This window comes from Paenarthrobacter sp. NPDC056912 (genome assembly GCF_042786555.1).
GTDB lineage: Bacteria > Actinomycetota > Actinomycetes > Actinomycetales > Micrococcaceae > Arthrobacter.
On the sequence record NZ_JBHUCD010000008.1, the window covers coordinates 203,044 to 209,857 of the forward strand.

The 6,814-nt window shown below is 64.8% G+C and carries 6 protein-coding genes and 1 pseudogene; 6 read left to right on the forward strand and 1 reads right to left on the reverse strand.

Annotation, left to right across the window (positions count from 1 at the left end):
* The first annotated feature begins 123 nt into the window (after positions 1-123).
* Positions 124-2,469 (forward strand): glycoside hydrolase family 3 N-terminal domain-containing protein, encoded by a 2,346-nt coding sequence (locus tag ACFRJ9_RS11370; RefSeq protein WP_377667630.1) that lies wholly within the window; start codon positions 124-126, stop codon positions 2,467-2,469.
* A gap of 148 nt (positions 2,470-2,617) precedes the next feature.
* Entirely contained in the window at positions 2,618-3,118 is a 501-nt protein-coding gene (locus ACFRJ9_RS11375; protein WP_377667633.1) for a GNAT family N-acetyltransferase, read from the forward strand.
* 18 nt (positions 3,119-3,136) lie between these two features.
* Here the strand turns inward: ACFRJ9_RS11375 and ACFRJ9_RS11380 are convergent, their stop codons facing one another.
* Positions 3,137-3,826 carry a hypothetical protein gene (locus ACFRJ9_RS11380; protein ID WP_377667636.1) on the reverse strand — a complete coding sequence of 230 codons (690 nt, stop codon included), beginning with the start codon at positions 3,824-3,826 and terminating at the stop codon, positions 3,137-3,139.
* 214 nt (positions 3,827-4,040) lie between these two features.
* On the opposite strand from ACFRJ9_RS11380, the gene ACFRJ9_RS11385 reads away from it, so the two are divergent.
* The 4 genes and pseudogenes from ACFRJ9_RS11385 to ACFRJ9_RS11400 form a co-directional block, all read left to right on the forward strand.
* Positions 4,041-4,805, forward strand: a complete 765-nt coding sequence (locus ACFRJ9_RS11385) for an SDR family oxidoreductase (protein ID WP_377667665.1) — start codon at positions 4,041-4,043, stop codon at positions 4,803-4,805.
* Between the two features lie 35 nt (positions 4,806-4,840).
* Positions 4,841-5,272, forward strand: coding sequence for a VOC family protein (locus ACFRJ9_RS11390; RefSeq protein ID WP_377667638.1), 432 nt, complete (start codon positions 4,841-4,843; stop codon positions 5,270-5,272).
* Positions 5,269-5,763 (forward strand): DinB family protein, encoded by a 495-nt coding sequence (locus ACFRJ9_RS11395; RefSeq protein ID WP_377667640.1) that lies wholly within the window; start codon positions 5,269-5,271, stop codon positions 5,761-5,763. The genes ACFRJ9_RS11390 and ACFRJ9_RS11395 overlap by 4 nt, the downstream gene beginning before the upstream one ends.
* Before the next feature lie 179 nt (positions 5,764-5,942).
* Positions 5,943-6,814 (forward strand): annotated as a pseudogene (locus ACFRJ9_RS11400) (HNH endonuclease); the annotation flags it as partial.

Sequence of the window (6,814 nt, forward strand, 5' to 3'; positions counted from 1 at the left end):
ATGCATGGCACTTCGTCAACGCTAGGGAGAATCTGCTCGTAAATCAACACTTTCAAAGGGTGGAAAGTAAATATAAGTTTCTGATAGTTTCTAGAAATCATCTTAGAATCCAAGGAGAAGCCTGTGAGCACCGGCGCCGCCGATCAGCAAGCACTTGCCCGCATTCCAGCGTCGGACGTCGTCGAGCACCTCATCCGTGAAATGACCCTTGAGGAAAAGCTCGCCCAACTGGTGGGAGTATGGGTCAACGCCTCCACGGACGGCGATTCCGTTGCCCCGCTGCAAAGCCAGATGGCCGGGGACGCCCGCTCCTGGGACGACATCATCGCTGACGGCCTCGGGCAGATCACGCGCATGTACGGCACGGTTCCCGTGGAACCCGCCGAGGGCGCGCGCCGGCTGGTCGCCGCGCAGGAGCAGATCATGGCCGCGTCCCGCTTCGGCATCCCGGCGCAGGTCCACGAGGAATGCTTGGCCGGACTGGCCGCCTGGAAAGCTACGGCCTTCCCGGTCCCCCTGGCCTGGGGCGCAACATTCAACCCCTCGTTGGTGCGCGACATGGCAGCCCGGATCGGCACAAGCATGCGATCACTGGGAGTTCACCAGGGCCTGGCCCCTGTCCTGGACGTCGTCCGGGATCTGCGCTGGGGCCGGGTGGAGGAGACCATCGGCGAGGACCCTTACCTGGTGGGAACAGTGGCAACCGCTTATGTCCAGGGCCTGGAGTCCACAGGCATCGTTGCCACGCTCAAGCACTTCGTGGGCTACTCCGCCTCCCAGGCCGGCCGCAACCACGCGCCCGTCTCCATGGGCCCCCGCGAACTGGCCGACGTCATGCTGCCGCCGTTTGAAATGGCGATCCGCCACGGCGGCGCGCGTTCGGTGATGCATGCCTATACCGACGTCGACGGCGTACCGGCCGCCGCGAACCGCGCCCTACTGACCGGGCTGCTTCGTGAGGAGTGGGGCTTTGCCGGGACGGTGGTGGCCGACTACTTCGGCGTGGCGTTCCTGGACGTCACCCACGGGGTGGCCGCGGACTCCGGTGACGCCGCAGTGCTGGCCTTGCGGGCCGGCGTCGACGTTGAACTGCCTACCGTCAACTGCTTTGGTACGCCGCTGCTGGAACGCATTCGCGAGAGCGCGCTGGACGAGTCCGTTGTTGACGAGGCATTGCGCCGGGTCCTGAAACAGAAGGCCGAAGTTGGCCTGTTGTCTCCAGACTTCTCCCCTGCTCCGGAGGCGTTGTCCGGCCCGATCGAATTGGATCCGCTGGAAAACCGGGCTTTGGCCCGTGAGTTGGCAGCGCAGTCGCTGGTGCTGCTGAGCAACCGGCCCCTTGACGGAGTTCCTTCCCTGCCTCTGCCTGTGTCCGGCTCCATGGGTGTTGTTGGGCCGCTGGCGAACGATCCCTTTGCGATGCTGGGCTGCTACTCCTTCGATGCCCATGTGGGTGCGTCGCACCCCGAGGTGCCCATGGGCATCTCCGTTCCGTCCGTTGCGGCAGTGGCTTCGGCCCGGTTCGGCTCTGTTCTCACGTCTGTCACCGGCAACTGCGAGTCCGCCACCGACCAACAGATCGCCGAGGCTTGCAAGGTCGCCGCATCCGTGGAGACCTGCGTAGTTGTGGTGGGCGACAACGCCGGGTTGTTCGGCCGCGGCACGTCCGGGGAAGGCAACGACGCCGCGGACCTGCGCCTGCCCGGTGACCAGCACAGGATGCTGGACCTTGTCCTCGCCGCGTGTGCCGAATCCGGGACGCGGGCCGTGGTGGTGGTGCTCAGCGGGCGACCCTACGCGCTTGGCGACTTCGTGGACCGTGCAGACGCAATCGTCCAAGGCTTCTTCCCCGGCGAAGAGGGTGCCGAGGCACTCTGGGACGTACTCACCGGCGTCGTGAATCCGTCCGGCAAGCTGCCCGTTTCCGTGCCGCGCACCTCCGGCGGCCAACCGGGCACCTACCTGCATTCACGGCTCGCTGGCCGTACCGAAGTGAGCGCACTGGACCCCTCACCGCTGTTCGGTTTCGGACACGGCCTGTCCTACACCACCTTTGAGTTGTCGGGTCACCAGTGCAGCGCGCCCACAATGACGACGTCGGACTCGGTCACGGTGAGCTGCGCGGTCACCAACACCGGTTCGTTGTCCGGCGCTGAAGTGGTGCAGCTGTACTTGGAGGACCCTGTAGGCGAAGTGGTTCGTCCCGTCCGCGAGCTGATCGGCTACGCCCGCGTCGAGCTGGAAGCCGGCGCGTCCGCCGTCGTCGATTTCGTGGTCCACGCGGACCGGACCTCGTTCACGGGGCTGGAGCTCTCCCGCATTGTGGCGCCGGGATTGGTGAAGCTGCATGTTTCGACGTCCAGCGTGTCCGATGCTGCTACCCATGAGGTGATCCTGCACGGGCCCCGGCGCGTGGTGGGCTTCGAACGGGAGATGCTGACGCCGGTGGAAGTTCGCGGCTTGGCCTGATGGTGCCTGTACCGTCACCACTTACTTTGGACTCCGCGGGGCTCAAATTCAGCCGATTTCGGTTGTAAAACCTCGCCACAGGGTTCAAAGAGGGTCGGGAAGGTACAGTCCATGGCCGGGTCCGTTCGTCCATGGGTAGGCTTCGGAGATGCTTCCCCCTCCGACCACCCGGCTGCGCTTCCGCGAAATGACGCTGGCTGATCTCGACGTGATGAGCTCGATGCTCGGCGATCCCGCGGTGATGACGTACTACCCGGCACCCAAATCGCGGGAAGAATCAAGGGCTTGGATCGAGTGGAACCAGGCGAACTATGCTCGCCACGGGTACGGGTTGTGGATTGTGCAAACGCACGACGGCGGGTTCGTGGGCGACTGCGGGTTGACGTGGCAGGACGTCAACGGGCGATCCGAGCTGGAGGTTGGCTACCACGTGCGTTTGGAGCTGCAGGGGCGTAGGTACGCCACAGAAGCGGCTTTGGCCTGCCTGGCCCTTGCACGGGATGTCGTAGGGGTTGGCCGCGTGGTGGCCATCATCCACCCCGACAATCTGGCCTCGCGTCAGGTAGCTGAACGGCTGGGAATGCGGCACCTTGAGGACGATTCTGCGGGGTCAACGGTGCGGACCGTGATGGGCGTCGACCTGGGATAGTAGACCACGTTCAGTGACCTAGGCGATCCGCGCGTCCGGGTCAGGGTCCTTGCGGGTGTCCAACATGCTGATGATCTTGCTTTCCAGCGCGGCAACGGTCGCTTCCGGCAGGACGATCAGCCCATCGAGTTCCTTGCGGGCCCGTTTGTACGCCGTTTGACGTTCGGCAGGAGTGGCCGCGGTGTCCTCAGCAATACGCAGCAGCTTCCTAGCCGTGGCGAGCCGCTGCCGCTCCGGGCCGGTGAAGTTGCCGTCCTTGATGCGCCTGGCTTCTCGTTCGGCCACATCGAAAGCCAGCTCGAAGCTGTGGACAGCCGCCCGATACTCAGCCAGCCGGGCCGGCGTCGAAATTTCTTCGGGCGCTTCAGGACGCAGGCCGTCGGCCTCTTTCTTGGCACGCAGGAACGCGACTGTGAGGGGCTCCCGAACGTCCGTCATGAGAGGGAAGTCAATGAGCTTCCCAACGTCGAGCTCATAGTCGAGCCACTTGTGGTTTACCGAGTCGTGCGCGGCCAACAGCGAGACTACTTCGGCTTGGTTGGCTTCCTCGTGTACCGCCAATTGGTTCCGCAGCTTCAGCAACTCCACCTTGCGGCGGTGCCGTTCCTCGCTGGCTTTGGACCACGACCTTGCCCACCCGCCAGCCATACCGCCAATGGGAAAGATGAGCCACCAGTAACTGCCAAGGAAGTCGAAGAGGGGTTCCACTGCTCCATCCTCCCACCGGCGCGGACCGCGGCTCAACCGCCTTCAGATCCGCCAAGCCCGAGCTGAGCCACACGCCCTGCAGCCCTTAGCTTCCAGCCAGCCGACTTCAGCATGAGAGATTCTTATTCTCAGCTGATTGGAGCATAAGCGTTCCAAGTTGCTCGATAGGCTCGTTCCGACCGCCATCTTCAGTCTGGAAGGACACACCTTGCCCATCACGAATGACCACGACGACGTGGCATCCGCCAACACCCCATCCACCAAGCCCCTGAACGTTGTGGTTGCAGGCTCCACGAGCGCGGCCGGCCAAGCCGTCGTCGGCTCCCTTGTCGCCTTGGGCGCCCGGGTTGCCGCAGTCGACTTGGATGCGGCCAGGCTCGAAACGCTCGCCCGGTCCCACGACGGCGTAGTGCCGTTTACCTGCAACCTGGCGGACAAGGCCTCGGTCCAGGATCTGGCCGAGTCGGTGCGCGCCGAGTTTGGACGCGTGGACGGGCTGATCCATTTGGTGGGCGGGTGGCGCGGCGGCGAAGGGATTGAGGGGCAAAACGACGACGACTGGGACATCCTCCACACCAGCATCATGACGACGCTGCGGAATACGTCCCGCGCGTTCTACTCCGACCTGGAAACCTCGCCGCGCGGACGCCTTGCCATCGTCTCGGCGACCGCCGCGGCCAAGCCCACCGCGTCCGGCGCCAGCTACGCAGCGATCAAGGCCGCCGCCGAAGCCTGGGTTCTTGGCGTCGCCGAGGGATTCCAGGCCGCCCAGTCCGGCCACAAGACCGAACCCAAGGAACAGACCTCGGCGGCCGTGGTGTTCGTGGTCAAAGCACTCCTGGATGACGCAATGCGCGCCGCAGCACCACAGCGCAAGTTCCCTGGCTACACCCACGTCAACGAGCTTGGCGACCACGTTTCGGCCCTCTTCGCCGCTCCGGCTTCCCACCTCAACGGCGCCCGTCAGCACCTGGGCTAGTTCCGTCGTCGTACCCTGTCGCTACCATGTCCGGTATGGACCAGCGACTTCACTTCATCACCTTTGCCACGTCGGATCTCAACCGTGCCCGCGCCTTCTACAAGGACGGGCTCGGTTGGGATCCGCTGATGGACGTGCCCGGCGAGATCATCTTCTTCCAGGTCGCCCCCGGCCTGGTGCTCGGCTTGTTCGACGCCGAAAAGTTCGATCAGGACCTCAACAGCACCACAACTACAGCGGGCGTCAGCGGAGTAACGCTCTCCCACAATGTGGGCAGCGCCGCGGAAGTGTCCAGCACCATCGAGAGTCTGGTGTCGGCCGGTGGCACTGTGCTGAAGCCGGCCCAAGCCGGTGCATTCGGCGGCATCTTCCACGGACACGTCAAGGACCCGAACGGCATCATCTGGGAGATCGCACATAATCCCGGCTGGAAAATTGACGAAGACGGCACGGTGGTCTTCGGATGAGCGCCTTCCCTCCGACGCTTGCAGACGACGTCATCAACCAAGGCGAACGCGCGCAGTTCGAAGCCTTTCTGGATGAGCACCGCAGGGCACTGAACGCCAGCCTGGACGGACTCACCGAAGAACAGGCACGACGACGGCTGGTCCCCTCGCGCACTACGCTCCTGGGCTTGGTGAAACACGTGACCTTCGTGGAAAAGGTGTGGTTTGACGAAGCCATCACCCGCAGGTCACGCGCCGAGATAGGCATCCCAGCGTCCCCCGACGAGTCATTCATCCTGGGCGAGGAGGACACCATAGCCAGCGTACAAGCGGCTCATTTGACGGCGTACGAGGATTCCAGGCGGGCAGCCGCGGAACTCGGGCTGGATGACCTATTGCTGGGAAACCGCCGCGGTCCGCTCCCCCTTCGGTGGGTTTATCTCCACATGCTTAGGGAGCTCGCCCAGCACTGCGGCCACGCGGACATCCTGCGGGAGCAGGTGACGTCCTAGCCGCAGGAAGTCTCGAGACTTGTTCCAGACACCCCTTCCCCGACGCTCTCTCACTTCCCGACACCCGTTTCCCCGACGCTCACTCACCTCCCGACACCCTTTTCCCCGACGCTCTTTCACGTCTGGTGACTGGCTCGATGGGGCCTTATTTTGTCGGTGCCTGGTGACAGGGTTGATTCATGGAAGGTACGGGGCAATTCGTGGCACGTCGGGCTATTTCGCCCGCCATGAGTTTCGTCGCGTCCCGGCGTTCCGGGGGCCTCATCACCGAAACTCGTGGCGGCGCAGCCTCGCGCGCCTCGGTGGTCGCCAGGAGTTCAGCCTCCAACCACGGAATCCGGGTGCTGCCGGCCGCCGGGACCAACAGCACCGCCGGAGTGGACGCGTTGCTCGATCAGGCCACCCAAGCACTGACCTCGCTGCGGTCATCCGCTGCCACCGATGCCGGGGTGCTGGGCTTTAGTGAAGCCGCCGACTTCGCGGGCAGCATCGAGGACATCTCCCGGACAGTGGAATACCTGCAAATCATCGCAGCCCACGCGGTCGAACGGACCCGCCGCGAAGCCCGGAACGCCTCTCCGGTCCCCGGCGCTGGCGCCGCGCCCGGGTGGCAGACTGGATGGAGCACGACGACGACGCCCGGCCCGGTTGCGCCCCCACCCACCGGACACCCCCACACCACAGCCATCGATGCGTCAGCAGGGACGATCGCGGGGGCCGGAGCCGGGGTGGGGGCGGTGGTCAACCCGACCGATGACGGGTACCGGAACGCCGCGGAATTCCTCCGTGCCCGGCTCCGGATCAGTATCAGCGAAGCACGCCGCCGGCTCGCCCTCGCCGCCGAGGTCCTGCCCCAGACGGGAATGACCGGTCAACACATCCCGGCCCGGCGGGAGATCCTCGCCGACGCCCTCGTTTCTGCGCAAGTACCGTCCCGGTCCGCGACGATCATCAGCACCGCACTGAACACCGTCCGGCACCTCGTCACCGACGAGACCGCCGCGACCATGGAACAAGCCCTCACCACCACCGCCATCGACTCCGACCCGGA